The organism is Geodermatophilus sp. URMC 62, assembly GCF_052931475.1.
On sequence record NZ_JBRFHY010000001.1, the window covers coordinates 4,652,870 to 4,668,501 of the forward strand.

12 protein-coding genes are annotated in these 15,632 nt (G+C 73.5%); 5 read left to right on the plus strand and 7 right to left on the minus strand.

The window, feature by feature from the left end:
* Nucleotides 1-1,143: 1,143 nt before the first annotated feature.
* The 3 genes from ACU616_RS22390 to ACU616_RS22400 are packed head-to-tail and all read right to left on the minus strand — an operon-like array spanning nt 1,144 to nt 5,215.
* The gene (locus ACU616_RS22390) at nt 1,144-3,033 is read right to left on the minus strand and encodes a recombinase family protein (protein WP_446760616.1); all 1,890 of its coding nucleotides are present in this window, start codon (nt 3,031-3,033) and stop codon (nt 1,144-1,146) included.
* Nucleotides 3,030-4,379 carry an MFS transporter gene (locus ACU616_RS22395; RefSeq protein ID WP_446760617.1) on the minus strand — a complete coding sequence of 450 codons (1,350 nt, stop codon included), beginning with the start codon at nt 4,377-4,379 and terminating at the stop codon, nt 3,030-3,032. Before ACU616_RS22395 ends, ACU616_RS22390 begins: the two co-directional genes overlap by 4 nt.
* A gap of 59 nt (nt 4,380-4,438) precedes the next feature.
* Nucleotides 4,439-5,215 (minus strand): glycerophosphodiester phosphodiesterase, encoded by a 777-nt coding sequence (locus tag ACU616_RS22400; RefSeq protein ID WP_446760618.1) that lies wholly within the window; start codon nt 5,213-5,215, stop codon nt 4,439-4,441.
* Between the two features lie 106 nt (nt 5,216-5,321).
* Between ACU616_RS22400 and ACU616_RS22405 the strand changes: the two genes are divergently transcribed.
* Entirely contained in the window at nt 5,322-5,762 is a 441-nt protein-coding gene (locus ACU616_RS22405) for a hypothetical protein (protein ID WP_446760619.1), read from the plus strand.
* Nucleotides 5,763-5,819: 57 nt separating this feature from the next.
* Here ACU616_RS22405 and ACU616_RS22410 read toward each other — a convergent pair whose 3' ends face one another.
* The gene (locus ACU616_RS22410; RefSeq protein WP_446760620.1) at nt 5,820-6,059 is read right to left on the minus strand and encodes a hypothetical protein; all 240 of its coding nucleotides are present in this window, start codon (nt 6,057-6,059) and stop codon (nt 5,820-5,822) included.
* Nucleotides 6,060-6,582: 523 nt separating this feature from the next.
* Nucleotides 6,583-7,536 (minus strand): ABC transporter permease, encoded by a 954-nt coding sequence (locus ACU616_RS22415; RefSeq protein WP_446760621.1) that lies wholly within the window; start codon nt 7,534-7,536, stop codon nt 6,583-6,585.
* Between the two features lie 68 nt (nt 7,537-7,604).
* On the opposite strand from ACU616_RS22415, the gene ACU616_RS22420 reads away from it, so the two are divergent.
* The 4 genes from ACU616_RS22420 (at nt 7,605) to ACU616_RS22435 (ending at nt 12,345) form a co-directional block, all read left to right on the plus strand.
* The gene (locus tag ACU616_RS22420; RefSeq protein ID WP_446760622.1) at nt 7,605-8,462 is read left to right on the plus strand and encodes an ABC transporter permease; all 858 of its coding nucleotides are present in this window, start codon (nt 7,605-7,607) and stop codon (nt 8,460-8,462) included.
* A 54-nt stretch (nt 8,463-8,516) separates the two neighbouring features.
* Entirely contained in the window at nt 8,517-8,882 is a 366-nt protein-coding gene (locus ACU616_RS22425) for a VOC family protein (RefSeq protein WP_446760623.1), read from the plus strand.
* 547 nt (nt 8,883-9,429) lie between these two features.
* A complete protein-coding gene (locus tag ACU616_RS22430) occupies nt 9,430-11,379 on the plus strand; it encodes an MFS transporter (RefSeq protein WP_446760624.1) in 1,950 nt (649 codons plus the stop codon).
* Nucleotides 11,380-11,640: 261 nt separating this feature from the next.
* Nucleotides 11,641-12,345: a M50 family metallopeptidase gene (locus ACU616_RS22435; RefSeq protein WP_446760625.1), complete on the plus strand. Its 705-nt coding sequence runs from the start codon at nt 11,641-11,643 to the stop codon at nt 12,343-12,345.
* Nucleotides 12,346-12,423: 78 nt separating this feature from the next.
* Here the strand turns inward: ACU616_RS22435 and ACU616_RS22440 are convergent, their stop codons facing one another.
* Both ACU616_RS22440 and ACU616_RS22445 read right to left on the minus strand, forming a co-directional pair.
* Entirely contained in the window at nt 12,424-14,796 is a 2,373-nt protein-coding gene (locus ACU616_RS22440) for a glycoside hydrolase family 65 protein (protein WP_446760626.1), read from the minus strand.
* Complete coding sequence (locus tag ACU616_RS22445; protein ID WP_446760627.1) at nt 14,793-15,524, minus strand: HAD family hydrolase; 732 nt, start codon at nt 15,522-15,524, stop codon at nt 14,793-14,795. The genes ACU616_RS22440 and ACU616_RS22445 overlap by 4 nt, the downstream gene beginning before the upstream one ends.
* Nucleotides 15,525-15,632: the final 108 nt, after the last annotated feature.

Genomic DNA, 15,632 nt, shown 5'->3' on the forward strand with positions numbered 1-15,632 from the left:
AGCAGGGTCGCCGGGTGGGGTTGGGCATCCCGCCGGCACCGCCCAGCCGCTGCCCGGTGCCACCCGGGAGCGTGTGTGTTGCTGGGGATGCCGGCGGGATGTTTTCCCACCCAAGGAGCCCGAAGGGCTCACCAACACGGGCCTGCCAGGACCCGTGGCTTGTGGACACCGTCCGCCAAGCTCTACGTGACGAAACACGGAGCGCGAAACGGTGTAGCAGGTCATCTGAGTAGGGGGCGCGCCGCCGGCCGTCTGTCGGCGACCGGCGGCGCGTTTCTCCGCACGTGGGCTGATGACCACAGCCCTCTTCACTCCCCCAGGGAGCCCAAGCCCCAGGAGTTTTAGGGTCCCCGGCGGCGCCGATAGCACCGCCGGGGACGTGGTGACCGGCAAGCGCTACCAGCCGAATCACCCGGGTGCCCCGACCACCGCGCAGGTGCCCCGACCACCGCGCAGGAGAGGGACGCGGTGGTCGGGGCGATCCGACGCCGTGCCCGCCGAACGAGCGGCGGTGAGGCGATGTCGGACGTGGAGAAGTTTGCGTCAGGCTGCTACGAGGGCCGCTTCGTACTGTGAGACCAGCGTGCGCAGGCGCTCGATTTCGGCGTTCCTCGCTGCGCGGTGGTTGCGCGCGAAGGCAGCGCGACCGAGACGGCGATGCTCTCCGCCGCAGTAGCGCGGGGGTCGACCGATATGGCCGAGCAGACTGATGGCAGAACCACACCAGTCGCAGGTGGCCGTGCGCGGGTGCGCCATGGGGCCTCCTTTCAAGACGTGTCGGAAGTGGGCGAGGAGACGGGCGCTCACCCGCTATGGGAGAGGTTGTCGACCTGGGCCTCGTGTGCTCGCTCGTGACCGAACTTTTTTTACCGAGGATCTTCCAGAGGCCGGCCCTCGTCTTCCCTACATCCCTGAGGTTGTCGAGCTGAGCCGCCCGTGCTCGCCGAACATCAAGATCCTTTGTGCGACCGCGCGGCTCGTCGGGCTCTATCCCTTAAGTTGTCGACGGACCGCAAAAATGCTCAGTTGAATCGGTTCAGCGGGCTGTGTCCTCGGACACATTTCTCAGCAGCCACGCTCAGACGGCCACGATGGCCCGCGGCGCCAGCTGACGTCCGAGATTTGTCCGTTATCCCGCACAGACTAATTACCCAACCACTGAACCCTGACCCGCTCAGCAAGGGGCCGACCACCGCCTCCGCGGATGCTGGGGGTAACGACTACGGCCTCGATGTGCGCGGCCAGGAGCGCTCGGCGTTCGTCGTTGGTGGTCGCGGCCTGGTAGGCGTCGCCCAGCGTGCGCCCGGTCGACTTGAACGCCATGAGGTCGCCGGCGGACGATCCTGCCTCCGCCTCCGCCTCGGCCTGGCGTTGGAGGGTGAGCCGTGCCGCCAGTTCTTGGATCTCCGCGGGGTCGCGGGACGACCCCAACGCGGCCGTGGTCTTGGCGATTTCGCCGCGAAGCGCGCGGAGCCGGGCGTTGTCGCGGCCGTGGACGATGACCTCCAGGGTGAGCTCCGGCTCTCCGCCGGCCTCGGCCATGAAGGTCTCGGCGACAAAGGCGTCGAGCGCGGTCAGGCTCACCGATGTCTTCGTCGGGCACCCCACCGTGCGGCAGTTGTACCGGACAATGCGGCCGGCCGGCGCGTGCCGGTACAGCTTGTGTCCCCCCTCGTCGACCGCGAGGCCGTGCAGCAGGGGAAGAGGCTGTCGGCGGCGGATCGGCGCCCGCGTCTGCACCCGCTCGTTCAACGCGGACTGGAGCGCGTGCCAGCGGTCCACCGTGAGTAGGTGCTCACCGGGCAGCACGACGGGCAGGCCGTCGTCCGCGCTGCGCACGACGTCACCGTCCGCGGGCGTCATGCCGGCCAGCGCCGGAGACCGGAGCACCTTGCTGGCGGCCCGGTGCGACCACACGGTGCCGCCGCGGGCCGTGGGGACGCCGCGGCGGGTGAACTCCTCGGCCATCCCGCGGATCGACAGCTCACCGGCGATCACCCGGTCGATGGCGTCGAGCAGGATCGGCCCGCGTTCCGGGTCAGGGACGAAGCCGTCCCCGGCACGCATGAGACCCCACACGGGTGGTCCGCCGAGGGCGCGCAGTCCGCGGGCTCGGCGGTGTTCATTGGTCGACTTCACCCGCTCCGCGGTTCGGCGGGCTTCGAAGCGGGCCGCGGCGGCGAGCACGGATGCGCTCATCTCCCCGGACGCCGTGCCTACGTCGATGTCCTGGGAGGCACCGACGAGGGCCACGCCCGCGACCTCGCACTCCGCGGCCAGATCCCACAGCGCCCGGGCGCCACGGTCGCGGGTGAGCCGGTCGAGGGTGTCCACGACCACGGCGGCCAGCTCACCGTCACGCACCGCGGCCATGAGGGCATCGAGCCCAGCACGCGCCTTGCCCTTCGACGCGGAGACGCCGTCGTCCACGAACTCCCGCACGTCGCGGCCCGGCCAGCCCTGCTCGGCACGGCGGCGGGTGTTCGATCTCTGCTTGGCGATGCTGGTGGAGCGGTCGTCGGATCGACTGATCCGCAGGTAGACGCCGACGGCTTGCCCGGGAGAAGACGACATGCGCCGGAGCGTACACGGTGGGAACAGGCGGGTCCGGAAGTCGGTGGTCAGGCCGAAGGCGTAGACGTCGACGTGCGAGGCGTCGACGAGCCCGGCGAGCTGGTCGACCTGGGCGGGGGTGAGGAACTGCGCCTCGTCGACGACGAGGTAGTCCACCCGCCGGCCCGCGGCCCAGTGCCTGCGCACCAGCAGCAGCAGGTCGGTGCCGGGGTCGACCTGCTCGGCGGCACGGCGCAGCCCCACCCGGGAGCTGATCTGCGGGCGCGCCGAGCGGTCACCCTGGGTCAGCAGCAGGCCTGAGCGGCCCTGCCGGCCCTGGTTGTGGTCGACCTGCAGCGCCAGCGTCGACTTCCCGCAGTCCATCGGCCCGTGGAAGAACCGCAGGTGCGCCGGGGCGGGAGCGGCCCGCCGTCCCCCGGCGGCGGGCACCGACGCCGGCTCGGCAGCGGGATCGCTCACAACCGCTCGGGAGGCGTGTTGCCCGCCGCCACGACGGCCCGGCGGATCGGCAGCCGCACCAGCAGCACGAACCCGGCGACGAAGAACACCACCAGGCTGGTGATCGCCGAGCGGTAGGAGCCGGTGAGCTGATAGGTCAGGCCGAACAGCAGCGGCCCGAGCCAGCTGGTCCCGCGGTCGCTGATCTCGTAGAAGCTGTAGTACTCGGCCTCCTCGCCGGCCGGGATCAGGTGGCTGAACAGCGACCGTGACAGCGCCTGCGTGCCGCCCTGCACCAGCCCGATGACGGCGGCCAGCGCGTAGAACTGCGCGACCGCGCCCTCCTGCAGCGCGTAGGCGGCCACCAGCACCGCCGTCCAGGCCACCAGGCAGCCCAGGACGGTGCGCAGCGCGCCGTACCGGGCCGCCACCCGGCCCAGACCCAGCGCCCCGAAGACGGCGACCACCTGGACCATGAGGATCGCCCCGGTGAGCACCGACTGGGACAGCCTCAGCTCCTCGCTGGCGTAGGTGGCCGACAGCGCGATGACCGTCTGGACGCCGTCGTTGAACAGCAGGTACGCGCCGAGGAACCACAGCGTCAGCGGAAAGGCCCGCATCCTCCGCAGCGTCGCCCGCAGCTGACCGAAGCCGCTGCTCACCGGGCCGTGCGCGGCTCCCGGCGGGCGGTCGCGCAGCAGCGTCACGGTGACCAGGGTGAACAGGCCCCACCACAGCCCCGCCGTGGCCAGGCAGATCCGCACCGCCTCGCCGCTGGTCAGGCCCAGGGAGTCCGCGCCGAGGAAGAGCCCCAGGTGGACGGCCAGCAGCAGCGCGCCCCCGACGTAGCCGAACGCCCAGCCGCGGCTGGACACCGCGTCGCGCTCGTCGGGTCCGGCCAGGTCGGGCAGCCAGGAGTAGTAGACGACGGTCGCGGCCCCGAAGCAGACGTTGGCGACGACGAACAGCGCCGCCCCCAGCAGGTAGCGGCCGTCGGCGACGAAGAACAGGCAGGTCGCGGCCACGGCGCCCAGCGCGGTCAGCCCGCCGAGCAGGTGCCGCTTGCGACCGGTGCGGTCGGCGACCGCACCGGTCAGGGGCAGGACGAGGACCTGCACGAGCACCGAGAAGGACAGGACGTAGGAGAACCAGCTGCCCGGCGGGATCGACAGCCCGAGGAACGGCAGCCGGCCGTCGGCCCCCGCGGCGTCCTCGGCCACCGAGGTCAGGTAGGGGCCCAGGAAGACCGTGGTGACGCTGGTGTTGAACACCGACATCGCCCAGTCGTAGGAGTACCAGCCGAAGCGCTCGCGGCGCAGCGCGGGATCCACGGGGCGGGCGCCGGCGTCGACGTCGGGGGCGGTCACGGGCGCAGGGTGTCAGCCGGGACCGGTGCGGTCCAGCACCGTCCGGTCACGGATCGTGCTCACCGGGGTGCCCACTGGCCGCGCTGCTCGAGCAGGCCCTTGAGCATCGACGGGCGGTCGGTCATGACCCCGTCCACCCCCAGATCGAGCATCGCCGTGGCCTCCTGCACGGTGTCGACCGTCCACACGTGCACCTGCAGGCCCCGGGCGTGCGCGGCGGCGACGAACCGCTCGTCGACCAGCGCCCGCCCGCCCAGCTGCAGCGGCACCTGCGCGCACCCCGCCGGCACGCGGACCAGCCCGGCGGCGCGGGGGGAGTAGGAGGACAGCCGCAGGGCCGCGACCCCGCGCGGGCCCAGCGAGGTGCACACCCCCGGCCCGAACACCCGCCGGGCGGCGGCCAGGCGCGCGTCGGAGAACGAGCCCAGGCAGATGCGGTCGGCGACCCCGGTCCGGCGCACGCTGTGCACCAGCGGGGCCAGGACGCCGGCCGCCTTGATGTCGAGGTTGAACCGGACGTCGGGCCAGGCGCCGAACAGCTCGTCGAGCCGCAGGACCGGCTCGCGCCCGCCGATCCGCGCCCCTGCCACCTCCGCCCACGGCAGCTGCTCGAGGCGGCCGGTCCGGTCGGTCACGCGGTCGAGGGTCGGGTCGTGGAAGACGACCGGGATGCCGTCGGCGGTGACCCGCACGTCGGTCTCCAGGTACCGGTACCCCATCGCCACGCACGCCTCGAACGCCGGCATGGAGTTCTCCAGGTGCTCGACCGCGCCGCCGCGGTGGGCCATCGCCAGGGGAGTCGGTCCGTCGAGGAAGGCATACCGGACCGGAGGCACGCGCGACACGCTAGTGCCGGGCCCGGACACGCCGGGGCCGACCTCCGCGGAGCCGCGTCGGGCGTGTCCGGCGGGACTGTCGGTGGCGCCGTCTAACGTGCCCGCCGTGGCACAGCAGCACACCCGCACGGCGGTCCGGAAGGTGGTCGCGACGACGACGGAGCAGGACACGGTGGTGCCCGACGAGGCCGCCGGCCGGCAGGGGAGTGGTGCCGAACGCCGGTGCGGGTGGTGCCGCCGGGTCCTGCCCCGGGCCGGGTCCGTCGGGCGGCCGCGCATGTACTGCGGCCAGGCCTGCCGGCAGCGCGCCTACGAACAGCGCAACGCCACCGCCCGCGCCGGCCTGCCCGGCGACGCCGTGCTGGTCACCCGCGCCGAGCTCGACGGCCTGCAGGACCGGCTCTACCAGCTGCGGTGTGCCATCGAGGACGTGCAGACGCTGCTGTCCGAGCGCCACACCAAGGCCGAGCTCGAGCGCTCGCTGGCCGACCTGGTCCACTCCACCGGCCGGCTGGACCGGCTCTGGGTCACCGAGCGCGCCGGCTGACCTCCCGCCCCCGGGCCGGTCGTCGCGTCGGTCGTCGCGTCGGTCGTCAGGTCCGGCTCAGTCCGGGTCCTGGGTGTCGTCGTCCTGGTCCTCGGGCGCACCCGGGTCTGGGTTGCTGTTGTCCGGGAGGTTGTCCTGCGACTCCTCCGACGGATTGCTGCCGCTGGTGTTCCCGCTGTCGTCGGTGGTGCCGTCGTTCTGGCCCTGCCCGGCCGCCTCGCAGGCGGTGAGCGTGGCGCCGCCGCCGAACAACGCCAGCGCGGTCATCAGAGCGGCGATCGGGCGTCGGAGTTCCATGACGTCGACCCTACGGAGCGACAGGACCAGCCGCCCGTCGAAGGCCCCAGCCCACCCACATTGCGTCACTGTGACGGAATATGGGTGGTTCCGGCCGGATGGCAGGGAGGGGCGGCGCCTGACCCGAGGGGGCAGCGGACACCCGCCGCCGCGACGACCAAGGCGGGACGACGGTCCACCGGCCGGCGACGAGGCGGCGGTGGGACAGCGGCGGGACGGGCGTCGTGGCGACACCGGAGGATCTGGGGACCCGGGGCGCCGAACGGGAGGCGGACGACCGGGTGCCGCCGGGCCGGAGCCCGGCAGCGAGCGCGGGACCGCCGCGTCGCGGTCGACGCCGGTGTCAGCGCACCGGCGTCGAGGGCGCGTCAGGACGCCGGTGACAGGACGCCGACCGGACGTGTCTATGGGTGACGATCGACCGGCCGGGACGACCGTCCTGGCCCCCCGCTTCCACTCGTCCACCTTGTGCCGATAATGCACATTATGTCAGGTAACCGGGATCTCGCCGCCTCCCCGGCCGTCAGGTCACCGGACCCAGCCGCATGCGAGGGTCGATCGCCGCCGCCGCCACGTCGGCGACCGCGTTCACCACGATGACCGCGGCGATGACGACCGTGGTCAGCCCGACCAGCATCGCCCGGTCGTGTCCCCGGATCGACCGCAGGATGGCGTTGCCGATGCCCGGCATCCCGAACACCCCCTCGACGACCACCAGCCCGACGAACAGCTGGCCCACGTTCGCGGCCACGAACGTCACCACCGGCGTCAGCGCCGGCCGCAGCGCGTGCACCCCGACCACCCGCCACGGCACCAGCCCGCGGCCGTACGCCGCCCGGACGAAGGGAGCGTGCAGGGTCTCCTGCACCTCGGCGCGGGTGATCAGCGCGACGTACCCGGTCGACAGCGCCGCGAGGGCGACCACCGGCAGCACGTACCCCGCCGGCCCAGCGGACGCGCCCGAGAACGGCACCCACCGCAGCTCCTGGACGAACACCAGGCGCAGCGCGTACGCCGCGACGACGACCGGCGTACCCACCAGCAGCGTCGCCGCGACGTGGACGCCGGCGCCCCTCCACCGCCCGCCGGCGGCCAGCGCACCGGCGACCACCCCGACGACCAGCTGGACGACCAGGGCGCCTGCGAGCAGCACGGCGCTCACCGGTGCGGTCACGGCCACCACGTCGACGACGGCCGGACCGGCCACCGTGCTGGCGCTCGGGTTGGGCGGCAGTCCCCGGCCCCAGTCCCCCGTGAGCAGGTCACGCAGGTACAGGCCGTACTGCACCGGCAGCGGCTCGTCGAGGCGGTACTCCTCGCGGATCCGGGCGTAGAGCTCCGGCGGCGGCGGCTGGAAACCGAACAGGGCACGCACCGGGTCGCCGGGCAGTTGCGTCACGGCGAGGAAGACCAGCGTCACGGCCGCCCACAGGCTGAGCACCATCTGCGCGAGGCGGCGCACGGCGAAGGCGAGCACGGCGCCCATCGTGGCAGGACCATGATCGCCCGGTCGCGCGGACGGCACCGCTCGGTCACACTCCGCGCGTGCCGCCGCCACCCGCACCTCCCCTGCCGACGGCGGGACGGTCGGCACGCCGTCGCCGCCCGAACGGCCCGCTGGCCGTCGCGACGGTGCTCCTGGCGGTGCTGGCCGTCATGGCCGCGACGCCCTGGGCGCTCACCGGCGTCGACCCCCACGCCTGCGACCTCACCCGGTCGCTGGCGACGCCGTCGTGGGCACATCCGTTCGGCACCGACGTCTTCGGGTGCGACCTGGTCGCCAAGACCGTGTACGGAGCCCGGACGTCGCTGGCGCTCGCGGTCGCCGTCGTCCTCGTCTCCGGGCTCGTGGCGCTCCTGCTCGGGACCGTGGCCGGGTACGCCGGCGGCCCGCTCGACGGTCTCGTCTCCCGGGCCACCGACGTGTGGTCGGGCATCCCCCTCGTCCTCGGCGGCGTCGTCCTGCTCAGCGGCACCGACCGGCGCGGCGTGGGGCAGGTGGTCCTCGTGCTGGCGGCCTTCAGCTGGCCGCCCATGCTCCGCATCGTGCGCGCCGCCACCCGCCAGGCGATGACCCTCGACCACGTCACCGCGGCTCGCGCGCTGGGCGCCGGCCCCCTGCGGCTGCTGTCCCGGCACGTGGTGCCCCACACCATCCGGCCGCTGCTGGTGTTCGGCAGCGCCTACACCGGCTTCCTCGTGTCGGCGGAGGCGGTGCTGACCTACGCCGGGGTCGGCCTGCAGCGCCCGACGGAGTCGTGGGGCATCCTGCTGCAGCAGGGCGGCGAGGCGGCGTCGCGGGCGCCGCACACCCTGCTCGGACCCAGCCTCGTCCTGGTGGCGGCAGTGACCGCCTTCGTGCTGCTCGGTGAGGGGTTGCGGACACGCCCGGCGCACCGCTGAGTCCGGCCGGCGCGGACGGTCGTCCCTGCACAGCCCCGAGCTCGAGGAGGTCCCGTGCCGAGCACCGTCCAGCCCGTCCTGGTCACCAGCGACGTCGCGCGCCTGGTCCGCTTCTACACCGGGGTGGCCGGCGCCGTCCCGACCGACCGCGTACCCGACGACGGTCCGGTGTTCTTCCAGGGCCTGCGGATCGGTGACAGCGACCTGGGCATCGTCGTCGACACGGACGTCGGCACCGGCTCCCCCGGCCGGGTGCTGCTCAGCATCGAGGTCGACGACGTGGACGCCGCACTCCCCCGCGTCGTCGAGCTCGGCGGCTCGTCACCGAGTCCAGCCAACGACATGCCCTGGGGACAGCGCGTGGCCCATGTCCGGGACCCCGACGGCAACGCCGTCAACCTGACGACGACGCGGACCTGATGCGTCATCGATTCTTTGCCGGTGCGTCAGCAGCGGTACCTGTCTTTTCATCAAAATGTTCGGGATAACGGTACACGAGTACGACAGGTCGGACGACCCCTGTCGCCGCCGCTCACGCGCCCCTCGCGGGCCACATCATGCTGCCGTCCTCCGCCGTCCCGCCTCGGCAGCGTCCGCGCAGCGCGTGTCGCGGCCGATCGCTCCCCTGGGGTCGATCGCCGTACTCCCGGCCCGGGTGAGCCCCGGCGCCGGCACGACGTGTCGTCACATCCGTGCCGGCAGCAACCGTCCGCTGGTGCCGATGGGCCACTCCCCCAACGGTCTGTGGCCCTGGCGTCAGTGTCCTGGTTCTCTTATGTCGTGTTCGGGCGTTAGTTCGGGATAACGGTTGTAACAGTTCGGCATGGTGTCCCGAACGGGTCGTTGACCTGCGCATCGACCTGCCGTTACGTTCCCGCCGGTGTGTTTCACACCACACCGGCGTCCGCCCGCGGGGCGGTCGTCCTCCCCCACCCGTGCTCGGCGCTGCGCCGGGAAGGGACTGTCCGTGACCGCAACTGCCGTGCGCCCCGACGAGGCTCCCGCACCGAGAGAGGCCGGGAGCCTCCACCGCCTCTGGGACCGCAAACTGCACCGCTATCCCGAGAACGGCCCCCGCTCCCTCTACCTGGGGATCACCGTCCTCGCGACGATCGTCCTGTACTACGAGCTCTACATCGCCGGCGCGGTGGCCACGCAGATCATCGCCGAGTTCGGCATCTCGTTCACCTACTTCGTCTTCGTCTCGGTGATCGGCAACGCCGTCGGGGCCTTCGCCTCGCTGTTCGCCGGCCTGGCCGACCGCTGGGGCCGGGCCAACCTCGTCGTCGGCGGGCTGCTGATCACCGGCCTGCTCATCGCCCTCGGGCTCCCCCACGCCCCCAACGCCGGGGTCTACACCGCACTGTTCGCACTGCTCAGCTTCGTCGAGGGCATCGTCCTCGTGGCCACCCCGGCGTTGATCCGCGACTTCTCCCCGCAGGTCGGCCGCGGCGTCGCCATGGGCTTCTGGACCCTCGGCCCGGTGCTCGGCAGCCTCGTGGTGACCACGGTGTCGAGCACCACCCTCGACGACCACCCCGACTGGCGCTGGCAGTTCTACGTCTGCGGCACCGCCGGCCTCGTGGTCTTCGTCGTCGCGCTGTTCGGCCTGCGGGAGCTCTCCCCCGCCCTGCGCGACCAGCTCATGGTCAGCATGCGCGACCGCGCGCTGGTCGAGGCCCGCGCCGCCGGCATGGACCCCGAGCAGGCGCTCCAAGGCCACTGGCGGCAGATGCTGCGCTTCGACGTCATCGGGTCGGCCTTCGCGATCAGCATCTTCCTGCTGCTGTACTACATCCTCGTCGGCTTCGCGGTCGTGTACTTCGCCACCGTCTACGGCTACTCCGAGGCGCGCGCCAACGGGCTGGCCAACTGGTACTGGGTCACCAACGCCATCGCGCTGGTCGTCACCGGCGTCCTGTCCGACCGCTTCCGGGTGCGCAAGCCGTTCATGATCGTCGGCACCGTCATCAGCATCGTCGGCGCGGTGCTGTTCGCCCTGGCCGCGACCGACCCGGACACCGGCTACTACGAGATCGCCGTCTACTTCATCCTCTCGGCGGCCGGCGGCGGCATGGCCTACGTCGCGTGGATGGCCTCGTTCACCGAGACCGTGGAGCGGCACAACCCCGCCGCCACGGCCACCGGGCTGGCCATCTGGGGCTGGCTCCTGCGGATCGTCGTGACGGCGTCCCTGGCCGTGTTCACCCTCGTCGTCCCGGCCACCTCGGTGCTGGTCGACCAGGGCTCGCGGGTGCAGGCGATCGTCGACGCGCACCCGGCGGAGGTCGCCGTCCTGTCGGCCATCGACCCGGCGACGTCGGAGGCCCTGGCCGCCGACCCGACCGACGTCGACGCGCTGGGCGCCGCGCTCGGTGCGGTGGCCACCCAGCAGGGTGCCGGCGCGGAGGAGGCCGCCGCGGTGACCGACGCCGTGCGGACGCGGGCGCCGCAGCTGGCCGCCGCGCAGGCGGTCGCCCCGGCCACCCTCGCCGCGCTGCAGGTGAACCCGGCCGACCCCGCCGCGGGTGCGGCCGCGGTCGGGCAGATCGCCTCGGCGCTGGGCATCGGTGCCGACCAGGCCACCGCGCTGCTGGTCAGCCTCGGCGACCCCGCCGTGCAGGCCGACCTGGCGCTGGTGCAGCGGTACGGCACCGTGCTCCAGGAGGCCAACGCCGCCATCCCCGCCGACGACCTGGCCTACCTCGCCGAGCACGGCGAGGAGGTCGCGGCGGCCGCCGAGGAGAACCCGCACCAGTGGCAGACCTGGTGGTGGGTGTGCGTCGCCGGCCAGGTGCTCTTCCTGCCCTTCGTCTTCGTGATGGCCGGCCGGTGGAGCCCGCGCCGCGCCCGGCAGGACGAGCAGGCGCACGAGGAGATGGTCGCCCGCGAGCTGGCCGCCCTCCAGCAGTCGTGACGGCCCGGACCCGACGCACGGCCCGACACACGGCCCGACGCGCGACCTGATGCACGACCGGACCGGCCCGGGGAGCCCCACTCCCCGGGCCGGTCCGGTGGTCGGGGTCGTCGCCCTGCTCGTCCGGCTTCCCTTTGGTGACGCCTAAGTTGGGGATAACGGTGGAGGCGGGCGGTCGGCCGGTCCCGCCGTCGGACGGGCCGGGCTCACAGGGACGCCTGGGAGGCTGGGGCGTCAGAGCACCGCACCTGAGGGAGGCCCGTGGACGTCCTCGGCCCGTTGTGGACCCGGGTCTCGGCCGAGGTGCCGCTGCCGCTGGAGGTGCTCCTGGCCGCTGCCGTCGCCGCGCTGGTGGTCGTGGCCAGCCCGGCCCTGTGGCGGCCGGCGCGCACGGTGGTGACCATCGCGCACGAGGGCGCCCACGGTCTGGCCGCGCTGGCGACCGGGCGCCGGCTGGCCGGCATCCGGCTGCACTCGGACACCTCCGGGCTGACGGTGTCGGCCGGGCGCCCGACCGGGCCCGGGATGGTGCTCACCCTGCTCGCCGGCTACGTCGGCCCGGGCCTGTTCGGCCTCGCCGCGGCGGCCCTGCTGGCCGCCGGGCACGCGGTCGGGGTGCTGTGGGCGGTGCTCGGCCTGCTGGCGCTGCTCCTGCTGCAGATCCGCAACCTCTTCGGGCTGTGGGCGGTGCTGGTCACCGGCGCGGTGGTGCTCGGCGTCACCGAGTGGCTCCCACCGGCCGGTCAGGCCGCGTTCGCCGCCGCCGTCACCTGGTTCCTGCTGCTGGCCGCACCCCGCACGGTCCTGGAGCTGCAGGCCGCCCGTCGCCGGCGGGCCGCGCCGCACTCCGACGCCGACCAGCTGGCCCGCCTCACCGGGCTGCCGGCAGCGGCGTGGGTGGCGCTGTTCCTGCTCGTCGACGCCGGCGCACTGGCGCTGGCCGCCGGCTGGCTGCTGCTCCCCTGAGCCCGGTGAGGTGCTGGTACGGCCTCCCTGCAGGGACCCGCCCCGAGCGGAGCGAGGGGTGGGGGGCAGGGAGGTCCGTCAGTCCCGGCGGCCGTTGCCGCGCCGCCGGGGCGCCGCACCCGGCGGCTGGCTGACCGGGGCGACCTCCGGCGCCGGCGGGATGTCGAGCACCGTCTCCGTCTCGTCGACGGTGACCCGCCGGCCGTGGTGGTGGACGTCGAGCGGCTCGCCCTCGGTGAGCTGGTAGGTGGCCTCCGTCGGCGTCACGGTCACCACCAGCAGGCGGCCCTGGTAGTTCAGCCGGAAGCGCAGCCGGGTGATCCGCCCGGGCAGCCGCGGTGCGAACGCCAGGTGCCCGCCGTGGTCGCGCATCCCGCCGAACCCGGCGACGGCGACCGTCCAGCCGCCGGCGAGCGAGGCGATGTGCAGCCCGTGCCCGGAGTTGCCGTGCAGGTTCTGCAGGTCGGTGAGGGTGGCCTCGCCCCAGTAGTCGTAGGCCAGCTCCAGGTGCCCGGTCTCGGCGGCCACCACCGCCTGCTGGGTGGCCGACAGCGAGGAGTCGCGCACCGTCCGCGCCTCGTAGTAGGCGAAGTCGGCGGTCTTCTCCTCGAGGGTGAAGGCGTCGCCGCGCAGGTGCAGCGCCATCACCAGGTCGGCCTGCTTGATCACCTGCTTGCGGTAGATGTCGAAGTACGGGTAGTGCAGGAGCAGCGGGTAGCAGTCCGGCGGGGTGGCCGCGAAGTCCCACTCCTCGTGGTGGGTGAAGGCGTCGGACTGCATGTGCACGCCGCGGCGGGTGTCATAGGGCACCGCCATCAGCGCCGCGGCCCGCTCCCAGCGCCCCGTCTCCTCCTCGGTGACGCCGAGGCGGCCGGCCACGTCGGGCTGGCGCCGCACCGCCGCGATCGCCTCGCGCAGGTTCCGCTGCGCCATGAGGTTGGTGTAGACGTTGTTGTCCACGACCGCGGTGTACTCGTCGGGGCCGGTGACGCCGTCGATGCGGAACCCGTGCTCGTCGTCGAAGTGCCCCAGCGAGGCCCACAGCCGGGCGGTCTCCACGAGCAGCTCGGCGCCGTGGTCGCGGTCGAACTCCTCGTCGGCGGTGGCGTTGTGGTAGCGGACGACGGCGTCGGCGATGTCGGCGTTGATGTGGAAGGCCGCCGTCCCCGCCGGCCAGTATCCCGACGTCTCCTCCCCGCGGATGGTGCGCCACGGGAAGGCCGCCCCGTCCAGGCCGAGCTCGCGGGCCCGCTCACGGGCCAGCTCCAGCGTCGAGTGCCGCCAGCGCAGCGCGTCGCGCGCCGCCTCGGGGGCGATGTAGGTGAGGACGGGGAGCACGTAGGTCTCGGTGTCCCAGAAGGTGTGCCCGTCGTAGCCGGGCCCGGTGAGCCCCTTGGCCGGGATGGGCTGGCGCTCGGCCCGCAGCCCGGCCTGCAGCAGGTGGAAGACGCCGACCCGCACCGCCTGCTGCAGCTCGCCGTCGCCCTCGATCTCGACGTCGGCGTGTTTCCAGTGCTCGTCGAGCACCTCGCGCTGCTCGCGCAGCAGCCGCTCGAACCCGGCCAGCTTGGCCGTCGCCAGCCCTCCCTCGACCTGGTCGCGCAGCGCGGCCGCCGACCGCCGCGACGACCAGCCGTAGGCCAGGAACTTGACCAGCTTCACCGACGAGCCCTGCGGCAGCCGGGCGGCGAGGGTGAAGCGGGCGAGGTCCTCCCCGGCCTCCATGTCCTGGCTGGCGGTGTCGGGCACGTCGACGACGTGGTCCATGCCGGCGGCCATCCGCAGCCTGCTGCGCCGCGTGCGGTGCACCAGGACCGCCCGCTGGCCGCGGCCGACGGCGAGCTCGTTGACCAGCGGGCGGGCCAGCGCGGCGGCGGCGCGCGGGTCGTCGGCCTCCGCGCCGCTGTCGACCGGCTCGTTGGCCAGCAGGTCCGACTGCAGCGCGATGTAGAGGTCGCCGCGCCCGTCGGTGCACTCGACGGCGTACTCGATGGCCGCGATCGAGCGCCGCCGCAGCGACACCAGCCGGGTGCTGGTCACCGTGACCGTGCGGCCGTTGGGCGAGCGCCACTCGGTGACCCGCCGCAGCACCCCGCGGCGCAGGTCCAGGGTGCGCCGGTGCTCGATGATCTCGCCGTAGTCCAGGTCGAGCGGGGTGTCGCCGACCAGCAGCCGGACCAGCTTGCCGTCGGTGACGTTGACGACGGTCTGCCCCTGCTCGGGGAAGCCGTAGCCGACCTCGGCGTAGGGCAGCGGCCGCTCCTCGAAGAAGCCGTTGAGGTAGGTGCCCGGGACGACGACCGGCTCGCCCTCCTCGAACGAGCCGCGCATGCCGATGTGCCCGTTGGACAGCGCGAACACCGACTCGTGGACGGCCAGGGAGGCGTGGTCCAGGCCCGTCTCGGTCAGCGCCCACGGCTCGATGGGGAAGGACGGGCGCCCCTCGGTCACCGGGCACCGTCCAGCAGCTGCTCGAGGTCGGTGACCACGACGTCCGCGCCGTGCTCCCGCAGCGCCTGCGCCTGCCCGACCCGGTCGACGCCGACGACGTGGCCGAAGCGACCGGCCCGCCCGGCGGCGACCCCGGCCAGGGCGTCCTCGAAGACCGCGGCCTGCGCCGGCTCGACGCCCAGCGCGCGGGCGCCGGCGAGGAAGGTGTCGGGCGCCGGTTTGCCGCGCAGCCCCTCCCGGGCGGTGACGACGCCGTCGACCCGCGCGTCGATGAGGTCGGCGAAGCCCCCGGCGGTGATGACCTGCTCGCCGTTGGCCGAGGCGGTGACCACCGCGGTGGCCAGCCCGGCCGCCTTGACCGCCCGCAGGTAGGCGATCGAGCCGGGGTAGACCTCGACGCCGTGCTCCTCGAGCTCGGTGAGCAGCAGCTCGTTCTTGCGGCGGCCGATGCCGTGCACGGTCCGCGCGTCCGGGGGGTCGTCCGGTGACCCCTCCGGCAGGGTGATGCCGCGGCTGGCGAGGAAGTCGCGGACGCCGTCGGCCCGCGGCTTGCCGTCGACGTGGCGGTTGTAGTCCAGCTGGGTGAACTCCGGGGCCTGCGGGTCGGTGGCGCGCAGGAACTCGTCGAAGGTCCGCTTCCAGGCGGCCATGTGCACCGTCGCCGTCCGCGTGAGGACGCCGTCCATGTCGAAGAGACAGGCGCGGATGCTGTCCGGGAGTCCGAGCACGGCCCGACGCTACCGGCGCGCCCGCGCCGGTGACCTGTCGGGACGGCCAGGCCCCGCCGTCCTCCTCGCCCGCGCGGCAGGGGACCGCCGCGGGCCGCAGGCGCAGGA